Origin of the sequence: Pseudomonas sp. MPDS (genome assembly GCF_013283895.1) — a bacterium.
In the GTDB taxonomy this organism is placed as follows: Bacteria; Pseudomonadota; Gammaproteobacteria; order Pseudomonadales; family Pseudomonadaceae; genus Aquipseudomonas; species Aquipseudomonas rhizophila.
This window is the reverse complement of sequence record NZ_CP054128.1, coordinates 485,432-502,217: the sequence shown is the minus strand read 5'-3', so window position 1 is coordinate 502,217 and position 16,786 is coordinate 485,432. Positions and strand designations below refer to the sequence as shown.

General features: G+C 62.5%; 14 protein-coding genes. 11 read left to right on the top strand and 3 right to left on the bottom strand.

Going from position 1 to position 16,786, the window contains the following annotated elements; all coding sequences use genetic code 11:
- Positions 1-5 precede the first annotated feature (5 nt).
- The 3 genes from tssK to tagH are packed head-to-tail and all read right to left on the bottom strand — an operon-like array spanning position 6 to position 3,379.
- The gene (gene tssK, locus HQ912_RS02125; RefSeq protein WP_107323116.1) at positions 6-1,340 is read right to left on the bottom strand and encodes a type VI secretion system baseplate subunit TssK; all 1,335 of its coding nucleotides are present in this window, start codon (positions 1,338-1,340) and stop codon (positions 6-8) included.
- A 15-nt stretch (positions 1,341-1,355) separates the two neighbouring features.
- A complete protein-coding gene (tssJ, locus tag HQ912_RS02120) occupies positions 1,356-1,856 on the bottom strand; it encodes a type VI secretion system lipoprotein TssJ (protein WP_047226776.1) in 501 nt (166 codons plus the stop codon).
- 50 nt (positions 1,857-1,906) lie between these two features.
- Entirely contained in the window at positions 1,907-3,379 is a 1,473-nt protein-coding gene (gene tagH / locus HQ912_RS02115) for a type VI secretion system-associated FHA domain protein TagH (protein WP_173406405.1), read from the bottom strand.
- Between the two features lie 405 nt (positions 3,380-3,784).
- Here tagH and tssA point away from each other — a divergent pair, with 405 nt between their 5' ends.
- From tssA to tssI, 11 genes are all read left to right on the top strand, one after another.
- Complete coding sequence (gene tssA, locus HQ912_RS02110) at positions 3,785-4,822, top strand: type VI secretion system protein TssA (RefSeq protein ID WP_107323118.1); 1,038 nt, start codon at positions 3,785-3,787, stop codon at positions 4,820-4,822.
- 80 nt (positions 4,823-4,902) lie between these two features.
- Positions 4,903-5,418, top strand: a complete 516-nt coding sequence (gene tssB / locus HQ912_RS02105; RefSeq protein WP_047226773.1) for a type VI secretion system contractile sheath small subunit — start codon at positions 4,903-4,905, stop codon at positions 5,416-5,418.
- Between the two features lie 15 nt (positions 5,419-5,433).
- Positions 5,434-6,930, top strand: coding sequence for a type VI secretion system contractile sheath large subunit (tssC, locus tag HQ912_RS02100; RefSeq protein ID WP_047226772.1), 1,497 nt, complete (start codon positions 5,434-5,436; stop codon positions 6,928-6,930).
- A 225-nt stretch (positions 6,931-7,155) separates the two neighbouring features.
- On the top strand, positions 7,156-7,644 hold the full coding sequence (locus HQ912_RS02095; RefSeq protein WP_047226771.1) for an Hcp family type VI secretion system effector: 489 nt from the start codon (positions 7,156-7,158) through the stop codon (positions 7,642-7,644).
- A gap of 81 nt (positions 7,645-7,725) precedes the next feature.
- Positions 7,726-8,175, top strand: a complete 450-nt coding sequence (locus HQ912_RS02090) for a type VI secretion system amidase effector protein Tae4 (protein WP_047226770.1) — start codon at positions 7,726-7,728, stop codon at positions 8,173-8,175.
- The gene (locus HQ912_RS02085) at positions 8,175-8,612 is read left to right on the top strand and encodes a hypothetical protein (protein WP_047226769.1); all 438 of its coding nucleotides are present in this window, start codon (positions 8,175-8,177) and stop codon (positions 8,610-8,612) included. The genes HQ912_RS02090 and HQ912_RS02085 overlap by 1 nt, the downstream gene beginning before the upstream one ends.
- The gene (gene tssE, locus HQ912_RS02080; protein WP_047226768.1) at positions 8,606-9,118 is read left to right on the top strand and encodes a type VI secretion system baseplate subunit TssE; all 513 of its coding nucleotides are present in this window, start codon (positions 8,606-8,608) and stop codon (positions 9,116-9,118) included. Before HQ912_RS02085 ends, tssE begins: the two co-directional genes overlap by 7 nt.
- Positions 9,115-10,974, top strand: a complete 1,860-nt coding sequence (gene tssF, locus HQ912_RS02075) for a type VI secretion system baseplate subunit TssF (protein ID WP_173406404.1) — start codon at positions 9,115-9,117, stop codon at positions 10,972-10,974. The genes tssE and tssF overlap by 4 nt, the downstream gene beginning before the upstream one ends.
- Positions 10,938-11,990 (top strand): type VI secretion system baseplate subunit TssG, encoded by a 1,053-nt coding sequence (gene tssG, locus HQ912_RS02070; protein WP_047226766.1) that lies wholly within the window; start codon positions 10,938-10,940, stop codon positions 11,988-11,990. Before tssF ends, tssG begins: the two co-directional genes overlap by 37 nt.
- Complete coding sequence (tssH, locus tag HQ912_RS02065) at positions 11,983-14,673, top strand: type VI secretion system ATPase TssH (RefSeq protein WP_047226765.1); 2,691 nt, start codon at positions 11,983-11,985, stop codon at positions 14,671-14,673. Before tssG ends, tssH begins: the two co-directional genes overlap by 8 nt.
- A 175-nt stretch (positions 14,674-14,848) precedes the next feature.
- Positions 14,849-16,780, top strand: coding sequence for a type VI secretion system tip protein TssI/VgrG (tssI, locus tag HQ912_RS02060; protein WP_047226764.1), 1,932 nt, complete (start codon positions 14,849-14,851; stop codon positions 16,778-16,780).
- Positions 16,781-16,786 lie beyond the last annotated feature (6 nt).

Sequence of the window (16,786 nt, the reverse complement as noted above, 5' to 3'; positions counted from 1 at the left end):
GCGGTTTATCCTCGGATCGCCCAGAAAGCCAGATTCAGCCCCGGGAACTGGCCGGCGATGTGGAACGCGAACCCGCCGGAGTTGCTCAATTGCTGCCAGTGATCGCTACCGCGGTCGAGTTCGTAGTAAGTGGAGCCGGCGTGGTACGGAAGCTGGCGTGGCGCCACCGGCAACGGCAGCAGGCCGATGCCCGGCAGCTGCAGGTTGACCAGATCGCGAATGTGCTCCACCGAACCGACCTTGCTCTGCTGGCCGAAGCGACCGCGCAGGGTTTCGGCCGGGACATCGGCACGCACCACCAGGATGAAACTGGCGCTCTCGAGCAGGGTCTTGTCGGCCAGCATCGCCACGTGGATGCCGTAGGCTTTCTCGACAATCGGAATCGGCGTGGCCTTGCTGTCGATCAGCATCGACAGGGCCTCACGCAGGGCTTGCATGACCGGCGCGTAGCTGAGCGCCAGGTCATCATGCTGGTATTGCGGATATTCTTGCGGCCGACGCCCCGAGGCGGTGAAGGTCGAGAACTCACCGGCCAGGCTGACCAGCTCGCTGTAGAACCGTTCGGGGTGCAACGGGCTCAACTGGCTCAGGTGCTGGATCAGCGGCTGCGCGCGGTTGACCAATTGCAGCAGCATGAAATCGGCGATCTCCGAGGCGCCCCCGGCACCGGACGCCACCACCCGCCCGGCGAGGGCTTCGCCGCGTTGATGGAGCAGGCCCAACAGTTCGCTGCGAAACGCGGCCAACGGTTTGGAGGCGGCCACATCCAGCAGCGGCGGGATGTAGCTGTCGTCCAGCACCAGGGCGCGGTCGGCGCGTTTCTCCTTGATGCGTACCAGGCCGATGGCGGCGTAGTCACTGATGCCGTCCTGCGCGGTCAACAGGCGCAAGGCCCGCGAACCCAAGGCAACCGGCGCGCGGTTCTCGAACGGTGCGTTATCGTCACGCACTTCGCACACTTGGCTCACGTAGCGCGCAGCGCCGAGGGCTTCACCTTCGTCAACGGTGTCACGCGCACCGGCACGCTTGAGCGGCAAAGCCAGATACACCAGACCATCGCGCAGGTTGTCATCGACGTTCAGCGGAGTCGGCGCCAGGTCATCCTCGGGGATGTTGAACGGTGTGCCGTCCGGCAGCAGGCCCCGCGCCGAAACGATCGCCAGCTTGCCCTGGGCCAGCAGGCCCTGGTCGATCAGCAATTGGGAAAAACCCCAGGCGCCGGCCGACAGCGGACGGCTACGGGCGTCGATGAGGTTTTCCAGGTAACGGTCATGCTGCTGGAAGTGCTGCGTTCCAATGAACATGCCTTCCGACCAGACCACGCGATTGTTCCAGGACATGGGGGCTCCGATTGCTTATTGGGCAGGGCTGGATGGGGGAACGACGACGGCGCTGCGCACGGCGCGCACGTCGAGGCTGATCTGGTATTCGGTGTATTGGCGCGGCGGGACATTCATCACCGTGCGCCACAGTGACCGGTCCAGTTCGCGATAGCCCACCAGCACGCCGATATGGCGGGTAGCCGGATCGAGATCGCGTTGCAGGCTCAACTGCTGACCGGGCTGGACCAGCACTTCGTCCTGATCGATCAGGTCGGCACCGAGGGTCGCCTGGGCCCGTTCGGCCAGGGCGAAATAATCGGAGCGGGCGAAGGTGGCGGCATTTTTCAGTTCGAAAATTCGCACCCGGACCGGCGCCGGATGGCCGGTGGCGCCGGGGTTGAGGCCGGCAATGGCGTGAAAGTGCAGTTCGACGGCGGCGGTGTCAGCCTCTTCGGACTGTGGATCGGCCGCATCCTTGGCGCATGCCGTCAGCAGAAGCACGGTGGCGACTGCGAGTAAAAACCTGAAAATCATCCTGCGTCCTCAATGACGTTTGAGCTATCCGTTGATTGCTTTTAAAAGTGTTATAGGCGGCGCTGTCGCGCGCTGTGCTCTTCGTAGGCGCGACTGAATTCGCGTCCGAACAGGTCCTGGAAATCCTCCTGGGCTTCCCGGGAAATGTTGCTGTAGAGCTCGGTGAATTGCTGCCAGTACTGAGCCTGTCGCGAGCCGTTGAAAATGCTCGACAGACCAGCGGGTTTGCCCATGCGCTCTTCCAGTTGCGCCGGCTCAAAGCGCGCCAGCAAATGCTTGATGGCCGCTTCCACGCCGGCCATCACTGCCAGTTGGTGAGCGCGCAGGTCGTCGAAGCTGTCACGCACCGCCACATCCGGCGCCATGAACGCCTGATTGCCATGGCGCAGCAGCAACAACATGGCCTCCTCGACATTGGGGGCGAACTTCAGCGGGTTGTTTTCCACCGGCTGGATCATCGTTTGCTGAATGCGGAACTCGCCCTTGAGGCTGCTGCGGGCACGCAAGACATCGATCAAGCCTTCGACCATCAGCCGATAGCTGCGCCCGATGCTTTCCATCTGCGCCTCGGCCTGGGCCTGGTCCAGGCGCAACTGATCCAGCCCGGCGCCGCGCAGGAAGGCTTGCAACAGGTCGGGCTGGGCGGCGTCGAGCGGCTTGGGCGGCGTGGCCGGGGTTTGAACGCTGGTCACCGGCGCCTCGCGCAGCGGCGCAGGTTCGGCGGTGGCGTGGACCTGAGGCGGGGGTGTCGGCACCGGCTCTACGACAGGCGGCTCTACGACAGGCCGCTCGACAACGGGCGGTGGCGCAACCGGTGGCGCAGCGACAGGAATCGGAGCAACTGCCACGGGCGCGGGCTTGTCGCTGAACGGGTCCCAGTCCTCCGGTATCACCGAGGCCGAGGCCTGCGCCACAGGCTCGATCACCGGCGGCGGGCTGGGAGCAGCAATGGGCGTCGGTGGACGGAAATCATGCTGTTGGGCCGGCACATGGTCAGGCTGGGTGGCCGGCGGGACACTGCCCGGGCTCAGGAAGTCGAACAGGTCGGGCAAGGTGTCCATGGCCGAGGCGCCCTGGAAATGGGCCGGGGGAGCCACGGGCATCGGCGTAGGTGTATTCAAGCCGGCACCCTGATGTCCCATCAAGGCTTCGAAGCTGCTGGGCGCCTCAGCGAACGGATTGCTGTCGGAGACTGGCAGGTTGAAATCCACCCGCGCCTGGATTTCATAATCGCCAATGCGGATAACTTCGCCGTCTTGCAGCGGCTCACTGTTGCCCTTGCGCAAACGGACACCGGCCTTGACCAATTCCACACCATTAGTGCTGTTATCGGTTAAGTAATAACGCCCGTCTTTGTATTGAATAACGCAATGTTTGCCGGAAACCAGGCGCTCAGGGTCCGGTAATACCCAGTCATTATCGGAATTACGGCCAATTGCCATCACTCCCTGGTCCATGGACTTTTCAGAACACTGGCCCGGGGTAATCTTGTGATAACTAGTGATAGTCAAACACAGCGCCATCTTGCCTCCTTGCTGAACACTTGCGCATGCGATCGAGTGCCGGGATCTACGCCCGAACGACTCGCCGACAAACCTTTGCAACCGACTGCGAAACGGCTTTTTGCCAGCATGATTGCTGATATTAACCCGCCTGCATGACAAAAAACCTGCATCAGTGCCTGCCTTGACCTACTGGTCGCGCAGGTTGTTAAGCGCCTCACAACTGTCACACAGGGGAAATAGCTTACCTTGACAAGCCATAAGTACTACACCAAAAATGCACAACTTCTTGAATATACGTGATGGCACTTTAAGATCATTAAGCATCTAAAGAGCCATTAGCCTCAAGGAACATGTGGAGTTCCATTCGGAACTTGCGTGTGCACTGCCCGAGTTATTCAGCGGGCGATAGGGAGATCGAACGAAGTGGATGTGCCTCTGCTGCTCGCCGCCGTATCCGCGACTTCGCCGTGCGGTGAAGATTTGGAATATGACGCGGATTTCTTGCGCCTGGAACGCGATTCCCAAGGTCAGCCCGAGCGCAGCATGGGCGATTCGATATTGCCTGCCGAACCCCCTGAGTGGCGCAGCATCCAGCAGCAAAGCCTGGACCTGCTGCAACGCAGCAAAGACCTGCGCATCACCCATTTCCTGCTGCAAAGTTCCCTGGCCCTGGAAGGCATACCGGGCCTGGCCCGTGTGTTGACGCTGACCAGCGAATTGCTCAAGCAGTACTGGGCCGAGCTGCATCCGCGCCTGGACGCCGAGGACGACAACGATCCCACCGTGCGCATCAACGCCCTCGCCGGCCTGACATCCGATATCACCATTGGCCTGCTGCGCGAAAGCATTCTGGCCCGCTCGCGCACCTTCGGTGCCGTGAGCCTGCGCGCCGCCGCCAATGCCAGCGGCCTGCAAAGTTTCCCGAATGAAAGCCTCGGCGCTGAACAGCTCGCCGGAGCCCTGCTCGACAGTGATCCCGAGCAGCTGGAAATCACCCGCGCCGCCCTGCTGGAAGCCCGCAGCGCCGCCGAAGCCATCGAGCAACACGTCAGCGATCAAGTCGGTTCCGCCCAAGGCGTGGACCTTGGCCCGCTGAAGCAACCGCTCAAGATGGCCCTGCAGATTCTCGGCCAGTTCGCCCCACAGAGCGGCGACAGCGCCCTGCCCGAAGTCATCAGCAGCGGCGACGACAACACCGCGCCGGTTGAACACGCCACCGCGCCGAGCGCGGGCGCGCCACGCAGCACCGCCCCTGGCGAAATCAACAGCCGCGACGACGTGCTGCGCAGCCTGGACCGGATTCTCGCGTACTACGCCCGTCAAGAGCCCTCCAGCCCCCTGCCGGTGCTGTTGAATCGGGCCAAGATTCTGGTGAACGCCGACTTTGCGACCATCGTGCGCAACCTGATTCCCGACGGCATGAGTCAATTTGAAAACCTGCGCGGCCCAGACAGCGAATAAAAGCGAACGGATCACGCAGTCACGTCACCGGCACCCCCGATGACGCCAACACCGTCGCTCAAGCGACCAGGAGCAGCAACGTGGCGAAGCAAAGTTCTCAGAAATTCATCGCGCGCAACCGTGCGCCTCGAGTGCAGATCGAGTACGACGTCGAGCTCTACGGCGCCGAGAAAAAGGTCCAGTTGCCCTTTGTCATGGGGGTGATGGCGGACCTGGCTGGCAAGCCCGCCGAGCCTCTGGCACCTGTGGCCGATCGCAAATTCCTTGAAATCGATGTCGACAATTTCGACTCGCGCCTCAAGGCCATGCAGCCTCGCGTGGCGTTCCATGTTCCCAACGAACTGACCGGCGAAGGCAACCTGAGCCTGGACCTGACTTTCGAAAGCATGGACGACTTCAGCCCGGCGGCCGTGGCCCGCAAGGTCGACTCGCTGAACAAGCTGCTCGAAGCGCGCACCCAACTGGCCAACCTGCTGACCTACATGGACGGCAAGACTGGCGCCGAAGAAATCATCATGAAAGCGATCAAGGACCCTGCCCTGTTGCAGGCCCTGGCCAGCGCGCCCAAGCCCGCCGACAACGAGCCCAAGGCTTAATCAGGACGAATGATCATGAACGAATCAGCACGTGAAAATCAGTCCCAGGCCCTGGGCACCACCGAAGTACCCAGCGAGTTCGCCTCGCTGCTGATGCAAGAATTCAAGCCCAAGACCGAGCGCGCTCGCGAAGCCGTCGAAACCGCCGTGCGCACGCTGGCCGAGCAGGCCCTGGCGCAGACTGACCTGGTGTCCAACGACGCCATCAAGTCGATCGAATCAATCATCGCCGCCATCGACGCCAAGCTCACCGCCCAGGTCAACCAGGTCATCCACCACCCCGACTTCCAGCAGCTGGAAAGCGCCTGGCGTGGCCTGCACTACCTGGTCAACAACACCGAGAGTGACGAGCAGCTCAAGATCCGCGTGCTCAACATCTCCAAGACCGACCTGCACAAGACCCTGAAGAAATTCAAGGGCACCGCGTGGGACCAGAGCCCGATCTTCAAGAAGATGTACGAAGAAGAATACGGCCAGTTCGGCGGTGAACCGTACGGTTGCCTGGTGGGCGACTACTACTTCGACCAGTCGCCACCGGACGTGGAGCTGCTGGGCGAGCTGTCGAAGGTCTGCGCCGCCATGCACTCGCCGTTCATTGCCGCCGCATCGCCGACCGTGATGGGCATGGGCTCGTGGCAGGAACTGTCGAACCCGCGCGACCTGACCAAGATCTTCACCACGCCGGAATATGCCGGCTGGCGTTCGCTGCGTGAATCGGAAGACTCGCGTTACATCGGCCTGACCATGCCGCGTTTCCTGGCGCGCCTGCCGTACGGCGCCAAGACCGACCCGGTGGAAGCCTTCGCCTTCGAAGAAAACACCGACGGCGCCGACAGCTCCAAGTACACCTGGGCCAACGCCGCTTATGCGATGGCGGTGAACATCAACCGTTCGTTCAAACACTTCGGCTGGTGCTCGCGCATCCGTGGCGTGGAATCCGGCGGTGAAGTGGAAAACCTGCCAGCCCACACCTTCCCTACCGATGACGGTGGCGTGGACATGAAGTGCCCGACCGAAATCGCCATTTCGGACCGCCGTGAAGCGGAGCTGGCGAAGAACGGTTTCATGCCGCTGCTGCACAAGAAAAACACCGACTTCGCCGCGTTCATCGGCGCCCAGTCGTTGCAGAAACCGGCCGAATACGACGACCCGGACGCCACCGCCAACGCCAACCTGGCCGCGCGCCTGCCGTACCTGTTCGCCACCTGCCGTTTCGCCCATTACCTCAAGTGCATCGTGCGCGACAAGATCGGCTCCTTCAAAGAGAAGGACGAGATGCAGCGCTGGTTGCAGGACTGGATCCTCAACTACGTCGACGGTGACCCGGCGCACTCCACCGAGACCACCAAGGCCCAGCACCCACTGGCCGCCGCCGAGGTCATCGTCGAGGAGGTCGAAGGCAACCCGGGGTACTACAACTCCAAGTTCTACCTGCGCCCGCACTATCAGCTCGAAGGGCTGACTGTGTCGCTGCGCCTGGTATCGAAACTGCCTTCGGCCAAGGGTGCGTAAAAACCTGCTGAACGGTACGCGGTAAACATGTGGGAGCGAGCCTGCTCGCGATAGCGGTGGATCCGTCGCCACCTGCGTTGCCTGACACGCCGTCATCGCGAGCAGGCTCGCTCCCACAGGGGATCTTCAGTGGGTTAGAGATCGCCTTCGTAGCGTTCAGCAGAACAGATTTCGCAAGGTCGGCGTCAATCAAACAATGTGGTAGAGACCACACAGGGAGAAAACATGGCTGTTGATATTTTCATCAAGATCGGCGACATCAAGGGCGAGTCCATGGACAAGGCCCACAAGGACGAGATCGATGTCCTGAACTGGAGCTGGGGCATGTCCCAGTCCGGCAACATGCACGTGGGCAGTGGCGGTGGCGCGGGCAAGGTCAACGTGCAGGACCTGTCGCTGACCAAGTTCGTCGACAAGGCATCGCCCAACCTGATGATGCATTGCGCCAGCGGCAAGCACATCGACAAGGTCAAGCTGACCGTGCGCAAGGCCGGTGGTGAAAGCCAGGTCGAGTACATGATCATCAATCTTGAAGAAGTGCTGATCACGTCCCTGAGCACCGGTGGCTCGGGCAACGATGATCGCCTGACCGAAAACGTCACCCTGAACTTCGCCAAGGTGATGGTCGACTATCAGCCGCAAAAAGCCGACGGCACCAAGGAAGGCGGTCCGGTCAAGTTCGGCTGGAACATCCGTCAGAACGTCAAGGTGTGATCGAACACGCCCCCGGTGCCAGGCGCCGGGGGTGTTTGGTGCTTGCTCGAATCCAATCCTTTCCCACCCGGTATCTGAGTCATGGCCAAGCCTTCGTTTATCAATTTGTGGAACAGCTATCCGCCCTACCCGTCCGCCAGTCCGGCTTGCGACGGTCCCTATGTCAACCAGTGCGCTATTCGTATGAGCATCGCCTTGTGCGGAGAAAAGACCTTACCGGTCAACTCATCGACTTATACGCTGGATCCCAAATGCGCCCATGGACATGCCCGCGGCGCGGAGTCATTGGCCAACTGGCTATGGAGGAAGAACCGCCTAGGCCCACCGAAGGTCTACACCACCAGCGTGGCAGACCGCACAACACTGATGGGCAAAACCGGAATCATCTTCTTCAAAGACTGCTACCAACAGAACAGCGACACTGCCGGTCGACCTACTGGTGATCACATCGACCTGTGGAACCGTGGCCTGACCAAGAGCGGTGATCTGTTCTCAAGATCCAAGGCCATCTGGTTCTGGGAGCTTTCGTGATGCGCAGCCCTTTGTTTCTTTCGGCGCTGGCGGCAAGCCTCGTCAGTCTAAGCGCGTGCGCCGGGCAGGAAACAGTCGCTCCGGCAGCCCTGACGCAAGCAGTTTTCGTCGGACATCCGGTGAGCCTGATCGACGTTCAAGGTCGCTGCACGCTCGTTAAACCTGACCAGAGCCACCTGACGCTCGATATGGAATGGCCTTGCCAGTTCAGCCTGGGCCCGGACAAGCAACTGCGTGTGGAGACCTTCAACCAAGTGCCGATTTTCTTGGTCGAACGCAGCGAACACATGCCCGCTCCCAGCCGCGATTGCTTGACCAAAATTCAAGCAGTACGCCTGGTCAAGGAAACATTGGAGGTCTCGGATGTGAGCCAATTCGCCTCCTGCGGCCCTGGCCAATGGGATCAAAAAATGTATACGGCGCTCTTTCGGTGGTAACCGAAATCGCCACCCGCGATCGCCTGCAACCGTCCCTGTTGGACCGGTTGACCGACGACGATCCGAGCAACCCCAAGGAAAGCGCCGACAAGCGCGTGTTGTCGCTCACCCAGTTGAAAGCCTCGGTGCTGCGTGACCTGGCGTGGTTGCTCAACACCACATCGTTGCTCGATACCGACGCCACGCTGCACACCCCGGCAGGCACGTCTGTGGTCAATTTCGGGTTGCCGGCGCTGGCCGGCAACAGCGCATCGAACGTCGACCTTCCGGCCTTGGAAGCGTTGATCCACCAAGCCATCGCCACGTTCGAACCGCGCATCTTGCGCCACACCCTGAGGGTGCGAGCCCGAGCAACCGCCGAGATGAACCACAACGCCTTGAGTTTCGAGATCGAGGGTGACCTCTGGGCGCAGCCCGTGCCGCTGCGCCTGATGCTGCAAACCGACCTGGACCTGGAAACCGGCCACGTGCGCGTGGTCCAAGCCGACCAGCGGAGACGCCCATGAATCCGCGCCTGCTGGAGCTGTACAACCAGGAACTGCACCACGTGCGCGAAAGCGCGGCGGAGTTCGCCAAGGAATACCCCAAGATCGCCAGTCGGCTGACGCTGTCCGGGATGGACTGCGCCGACCCGTACGTCGAACGTTTGCTGGAAGGCTTCGCCTACCTGACGGCGCGGGTGCAGCTCAAGCTCGATGCCGAGTACCCGACCTTCACCCATAACCTGCTGGAAATCGCCTACCCCCACTATCTGGCGCCCACGCCGTCGATGACCGTGGTGCAACTGCAGACCGACCCCGATGAGGGCTCGCTGAGCGGCGGCTTTGCGCTGCCCCGGGACACCGTCCTGCGCGCCGCCCTGGGGCGTGAAACCCAGACCTGCTGCGAGTACCGCACCGCCCACGCGGTGACGTTGTGGCCGTTGCAGGTCAGCCAGGCCGAGTACTTCGGCAACCCGTCCGCCGTGCTCGGACGCCTGGCCGCCAGCGAACCGAAGGCCAAGGCCGGCCTGCGCCTGACCCTGCGTACAGGCGCCGAACTGCCGTTCAACAGCCTGCCCCTGGACAACCTGCCGCTGTACCTCAGCGGTGCCGACGAACAGCCCTTCCGTCTCTACGAACAACTGCTGAGCAATGCTTGCGCGGTGTTCGCCCGCAAGCCCGGCGGCGATTGGGTTGAACGCTTGCCTCAGGACGCGCTGTGCTCGCGGGGTTTCGACGATGCCGATGCCGCGCTGCCCGTGGTCTCGCGCGCCTTCCAGGGCTATCGCCTGTTGCAGGAATACTTCGCCCTGCCCCATCGGTTCCTGTTCGTCGACTTCACCCAATTGAGCCGCGCGGTCAAGCGCTGCGACGGTCAGGAGCTGGAGCTGATCGTGCTGTTCGACCGGCACGACCCGAGCCTGGAGGGCAGCGTCGGCGCCGCGCAGTTCCTGCCGTTCTGCACCCCGGCGATCAACCTGTTCCCCAAGCGCCTGGATCGCATCCACCTCTCGGAGCGGGTCAACGAACATCACGTCATCGCCGACCGCACCCGACCGATGGATTTCGAAGTGCATTCGCTGACCGCCCTCACCGGCCACGGCACCGGGCCGGAGCAGCCGTTCCTGCCGTTCTATGCCGTGCGCGATCCGTCCCGTTATGGCCGCGACCAGGCCTATTACACAATACGGCGTGAGCCACGAGTATTGTCCAGCGACCAACGACGCAACGGCCCGCGCTCGACCTACGTGGGCAGCGAAACCTTCGTCAGCCTGGTGGACAGCCAGCAGGCGCCCTATCGCCACGACCTGCGCCAACTGGGCGTGACGGCGCTGTGCACCAACCGCGACCTACCGCTGTTCATGAGTGTGGGCAACGGCAAGACTGATTTCACGTTGGCCGACAGCGCGCCCGTCGGCGCAATTCGTTGCGTCGCCGGCCCCAGTCGACCACGGGCCAGCCATGCCCACGACGCCAAGGCCTGGCGTTTGATCAGCCAGCTCTCGCTCAATTACCTGTCCCTGAGCGAGCAAGGCCAGGGCGCCGCCGCCCTGCGCGAACTGCTGCGCCTGTACGGCGACAGCAACGATGCGGCGGTGCAGTTGCAGATCGAAGGCCTGCGCGAAGTCAGCAGCAAGGCCTGCACCCGACGCTTGCCGATGCCCGGCCCGATCGTGTTTGGTCGGGGCCTGGAAATCACCCTGGAATTCGATGAAAACGCGTTTCGCGGCACCGGGGTGTTTTTGCTCGGCGCGGTGTTCGAGCGCTTCCTGGCACGCTACGTGTCGATCAACAGTTTTACCGAGACGGTGATCCGTACCACCGAACGCGGCGAGATCATGCGATGGAAAGCCAAGCCCGGACGTCGTCCGACCCTTTGAGTACCCTGGACGCGATGCACCAGGAGCCCTGGGAATACGACTTCTTCCAGGCCTTGCGCCGTATCGAGTGCGAATCCCCCGAGCTGCCGCGCCTGGGCCATTCATTGCGCCTGGCCGATGACCCGCTGCGCCTGGGGCAACAGGCCGAATGCACCTTCGCCCCGGCGACCCTGGCCTCGGTGCAACCGGGCCTCGACGGTGCGCCGGCACGCCTGGAGCAGTTCTTCTTCGGCCTCGGCGGCCCCAACGGCCCGCTGCCGCTGCACATCACCGAATACGTGCGCGAACGTCAGCGCAACAACGCCGACAGCACCAGCAAACGGTTCCTGGATGTGTTCCACCATCGCCTGCTCAGCCTGTTCTACCGGGCCTGGGCCGAAGCGCGGCCAACGGTCAGCCATGATCGCCCGGACGATGACTACTGGTCGGCGCGCCTGGCCGCCCTCAGTGGTCGGGGCATGCCGAGCCTGCTCAAGCAGGGGCTGATCCCCGACACGGCGAAGCTGCATTACAGCGGCCACTTGTCGGCGCAAACCCGCTACCCGGACGGCCTGAAGGCCATCATCAGCGAGTACTTCGGCCTGCCGGTGGAGATCGAAGAATACGTCGGCCAATGGCTGGAACTGCCAGAACGCAGCCGCGTGGGCGTCAGCGCCCATCAGTTGGGTGTGGACTTTTGCCTGGGCCGCTACGTGTGGGATCGCCAGCACAAATTCCGCATTCGCCTGGGGCCACTCAAGCTCGACGACTACATGGGCATGTTGCCCGGCAGCCAACCCTTCAACGAGCTGGTGGCCTGGGTCGCCGAATACCTGGGCCATGAACTGGACTGGGACCTGAACCTGATCCTGGAACAACCCGAAGTACCGGCGCTGCAACTCAACGGCAGTTTGCGCCTGGGGTTCAACACCTGGTTGGGACGCCCCGAAACAGATGCCAAGGATTTAATACTGGCCCGGCATTACGCCGAACAGGCCAACACCTCACAGACCTCAAGGAGCCATGAGCATGGGTGAAATCAGTCGCGCCGCGTTGTTCGGCAAACTCAACAGCGTGGCCTACAAAGCCATCGAAGCCGCCACCGTGTTCTGCAAGTTGCGCGGTAACCCCTACGTGGAACTGGCCCACTGGTTTCATCAGTTGCTGCAACTGCAGGACTCGGACCTGCACCGCATCATCCGCCAGTTCAATATCGAGCCGGCACGCCTGGCCCGCGACCTGACCGAAGCCCTGGACCGCCTGCCACGGGGCTCGACCTCCATCACCGACCTGTCTTCCCACGTGGAAGAAGCCGTTGAACGCGGTTGGGTCTACGGCAGCCTGATGTTTGGCGAAAGCCAGGTGCGCACCGGTTACCTGGTGCTGGGTATTCTCAAGACGCCAAGCCTGCGCCATGCGTTGCTGGGGCTGTCGTCGGAGTTCGACAAGGTCAAGGTCGAGGCCTTGAGCGAGCGCTTTGACGAATACGTCGGCGACTCCCCGGAAAACGCCCTGACCGCCAGCGACGGTTTCAACGCCGGTGCCGTGCCGGGCGAGGCCAGTGGCGCCATGGCCCCCAGCGCCATGGGCAAACTGGAAGCCCTCAAACGCTTCACCGTCGACCTCACCGAACAGGCCCGCAGCGGCAAGCTCGACCCCATCGTCGGTCGCGACGAAGAGATCCGCCAACTGGTGGACATCCTCATGCGCCGCCGGCAGAACAACCCGATCCTCACCGGTGAAGCCGGCGTGGGCAAGACCGCCGTGGTCGAAGGCTTTGCCCTGCGCATCGTCGCCGGCGACGTGCCGCCATCGCTCAAGGACGTGGAACTGCGCAGCCTCGATGTCGGCCTGTTGCAGGCCGGCGCGAGCATGAAAGGCGAGTTCGAACAGCGCCTGCGCCAGGTCATCGAAGATGTCCAGGCGTCGCCCAAACCGATCATTTTGTTCATCGACGAAGCCCACACCCTGGTGGGCGCCGGTGGCGCTGCCGGCACGGGTGACGCGGCCAACCTGCTCAAGCCGGCCCTGGCCCGCGGCACCCTGCGTACGGTAGCGGCCACGACCTGGGCCGAGTACAAGAAACACATCGAAAAAGACCCGGCCCTGACCCGGCGTTTCCAAGTGGTGCAAGTGGCCGAGCCGTCCGAAGACAAGGCGCTGCTGATGATGCGCGGCGTGGCCTCGACCATGGAAAAACACCATCAGGTGCAGATCCTCGACGAGGCTCTGGAAGCCTCGGTCAAACTGTCCCACCGCTACATCCCGGCGCGCCAGTTACCGGACAAATCCGTGAGCCTGCTGGATACCGCCTGCGCCCGTGTCGCCATCAGCCTGCACGCGGTGCCGGCCGAAGTGGACGACAGCCGTCGGCGCATCGAAGCGCTGGAAACCGAGCTGCAAATCATCGCCCGTGAACACGCCATCGGCATTGCCATTGGCAGCCGTCAGACCCAGAGCGAAAACCTGCTGAGCGCCGAACGCGAACGCCTGGCCGAGCTGGAAGGCCGCTGGGCCGAAGAGAAAGCCCTGGTGGACGAGTTGCTCGCCACCCGCGCCACCCTGCGCGAGCGCGTCGGCGTGGTGGACAGCGAAGACAACAGCGAAGCTTGCGACAACGAAAGCCACGCCCTGCGCGAGCAACTGGTGGACCTGCAACAGCGCCTGACCGCGCTGCAAGGCGAAACCCCATTGATTCTGCCGACCGTGGACTACCAGGCCGTGGCCTCGGTGGTCGCCGACTGGACCGGTATCCCGGTGGGCCGCATGGCTCGCAACGAACTGGAAACGGTGCTCAACCTCGACCAGCACCTGAAAAAACGCATCATCGGCCAGGACCACGCCTTGCAGATGATCGCCAAGCGCATCCAAACCTCCCGCGCCGGCCTGGACAATCCGAGCAAACCCATTGGCGTGTTCATGCTCGCCGGCACCTCCGGCGTGGGCAAGACCGAAACCGCCCTGGCCCTGGCCGAAGCCATGTATGGCGGCGAGCAGAACGTCATCACCATCAACATGAGCGAGTTCCAGGAAGCCCACACCGTGTCCACCCTCAAGGGCGCGCCACCGGGCTACATCGGCTATGGCGAAGGCGGCGTACTGACCGAAGCCGTGCGGCGCAAACCGTACAGCGTGGTGCTGCTGGACGAGGTGGAAAAAGCCCACCCGGACGTGCATGAGATTTTCTTCCAGGTGTTCGACAAAGGTGTGATGGAGGACGGTGAAGGCCGGGTGATCGACTTCAAGAACACCTTGATTCTGTTGACCACCAACGCCGGTACCGAACTGATTGCCCAGGTCTGCAAAGACCCGCAGAACGTGCCCGAGCCCGAGGACATCGCCAAGGCCCTACGCCAGCCGCTGCTGGAGATTTTCCCGCCGGCCCTGCTGGGTCGCCTGGTGACAATTCCGTACTACCCGCTCAGCGACGAGATGCTCAAGGCCATCACCCGCCTGCAACTCAACCGCATCAAGAAGCGCGTAGAGAACACCCACAAAGTCGCCTTCGACTACGACGACGCGGTGATCGACCTGATCGTCTCGCGCTGCACCGAAACCGAAAGCGGCGGACGCATGATTGACGCCATCCTGACCAACAGCCTGCTGCCGGACATGAGCCGCGAGTTCCTGACCCGCATGCTCGAAGGCAAGGCGCTGGCCGGCGTGCGGATCAGCGCCCGGGATAACGAATTGCAGTACGATTTCAGCGACGCGGCCTGACGGTAAGGAACACCGTAAAACCCTGTGGGAGCGAGCTTGCTCGCGATAGCGCAAGTACCTTCAACATCAATGTTGACTGATACGCCGCCATCGCGAGCAAGCTCGCTCCCACAGTGGCATCTTCCACAGTGGGGGTTGCGTTCCTTCAGCTATTACAACTTGCACGGGACACTCGATGTTATTCAACCAAGCCTCACGCCTGGCCAAAATCACCAGCCCCCTGGGACCTGAGGTGCTGTTGCTCAAGGACATGGGCGGCGGCGAAGAGCTGGGGCGGCTGTTCAACTACGAGTTGCAGTTGCACTCGCTGGACAACGCCATCGACCTCAACCAGGTGCTCGGCAAACCCATGTGCGTGAGCCTGCAACTGGACGGCGGCGGCGAGCGGCATTTCCACGGCATCGTTTCGCGCTTCAGCCAGAACGTTGACCAGGGCCAGTTCGCCAGTTACCAGGCGACCTTGCGCCCCTGGCTATGGCTGCTGACCCGTACCTCCGATTGCCGGATTTTCCAGAACCTGACCATCCCGCAGATCATCAAGCAGGTGTTTCGCGACCTGGGTTTCTCCGACTTCGAAGACGCCCTCAGTCGCCCCTATCGCGAGTGGGAATACTGCGTGCAGTATCGCGAAACCAGCTTCGATTTCGTCAGTCGCCTGATGGAACAGGAAGGGATCTACTACTTCTTCCGTCACGAACAGGGCCGTCATGTATTGGTGCTGGCCGACGCCTATGGCGCCCACACCACGGTGCCCGGCTACGGTTCAGTGCCCTACTACCCCAAGAACGAACAGCAGCGCGAGCGCGACCATATCCACGACTGGCACCTGGCCCAGGAAGTGCAGCCCGGCTCGCTGGAACTCAACGACTACGACTTCCAGCGCCCCAGCGCGCGCATCGACGTGCGTTCGGCCATGCCGCGCCCGCACACCGCCGGCGACTATCCGCTGTACGACTACCCCGGCACCTATGTCCAGAGCCAAGACGGCGAACACTACGCCCGCACCCGCATCGAAGCCTTGCAAACCCTGCACGAGCAAGTGGAGCTGGCCGGCAACGCTCGCGGTCTGGGCTCGGGCCACCTGTTCAGCCTCACCGGCTTCACCCGCCAGGACCAGAACCGCGAATACCTGATCGTCGGCGCCCGCTATTACGTGTCCCAGGAAAGCGGTGAAACCGGCGGCGGCGCGCCTTCGGCCCAGTTCGAAAGCAGCCTGACCTGCATCGTCGCCCAACAAAGCTACCGGCCGCTGCCCACGACCCATCGCCCCATCGTCAAAGGCCCGCAGACCGCGTTGGTGGTCGGCCCCAAGGGCGAGGAAATCTGGACCGATCAGTTCGGCCGGGTGAAGGTGCATTTCTACTGGGACCGTCACGACCAGTCCAACGAAAACAGCTCGTGCTGGATTCGCGTGTCACAGTCCTGGGCCGGGAAAAACTGGGGCTCGATGCAGATCCCGCGCATTGGCCAGGAAGTGATTGTCAGCTTCCTCGAAGGCGACCCCGACCGGCCGATCATCACCGGTCGTGTCTACAACGCCGAACAGACCGTGCCTTATGACCTGCCCGCAAACGCCACCCAGAGCGGCATGAAAAGCCGTTCGAGCAAGGGCGGCACGCCAGCGAATTTCAACGAAATCCGCATGGAAGACAAAAAAGGCGCCGAGCAGTTGTACATCCATGCCGAGCGCAACCAGGACATTGTGGTGGAGGTCGATGAAAGCCACTCGGTGGGTCACGACCGCAACAAGAGCATCGGCCACAACGAGACGGTGACCATCGGCAACAACCGCCTGCGCATCGTCAAGCAGGAAGACATCCTGTCGGTGGGCCTGCGCAAGACCGACAGCATCAGCCAGAGCTACGTCATTGAAGTGGGCGAGAACCTGCGCCTGGTCTGCGGCGAAAGCATTCTGGAGCTCAACGCCAGCGGCCAGATCAATCTGACCGGCGTGCAAATCAGCTTCTACGCCAGCGGCGATGCCGAATTCAACACCGGCGGCGTGCTGCACCTGAACAACGGCGGCGGTCCCGGTGCCACGCCCGACGGCCAGGGCGTCAAGGCCAGCATCGACGCCAACATCGCTGCCGCGTTCCCCAAGGGTTAACCTCGA